This window comes from Colwellia sp. 6M3 (assembly GCF_014077595.1).
Classification (GTDB): domain Bacteria; phylum Pseudomonadota; class Gammaproteobacteria; order Enterobacterales; family Alteromonadaceae; genus Cognaticolwellia.
In genome coordinates this window covers 1-281 of record NZ_JACGWF010000244.1, presented here as the reverse complement: position 1 = coordinate 281, position 281 = coordinate 1, and the positions used below count along the sequence as shown (strand labels likewise).

The window sequence follows — 281 nt, the reverse complement described above, 5'->3', positions numbered from 1 at the left end:
ATCACATCCTGGGGCTGAAGTCGGTCCCAAGGGTATGGCTGTTCGCCATTTAAAGTGGTACGCGAGCTGGGTTTAGAACGTCGTGAGACAGTTCGGTCCCTATCTGCCGTGGGCGTTTGAGAATTGAGAGGGGTTGCTCCTAGTACGAGAGGACCGGAGTGAACGAACCGCTGGTGTTCGGGTTGTCATGCCAATGGCATTGCCCGGTAGCTACGTTCGGAACTGATAAGCGCTGAAAGCATCTAAGCGCGAAGCAGGCCTCGAGATGAGTTCTCACTAGA

Annotated in this window: 1 rRNA gene; it reads left to right on the top strand. The window is 54.4% G+C overall.

Features of this window, described 5'->3' with window-relative positions:
- Nucleotides 1–281, top strand: a 23S ribosomal RNA gene (locus H4J50_RS19240); the annotation flags it as partial.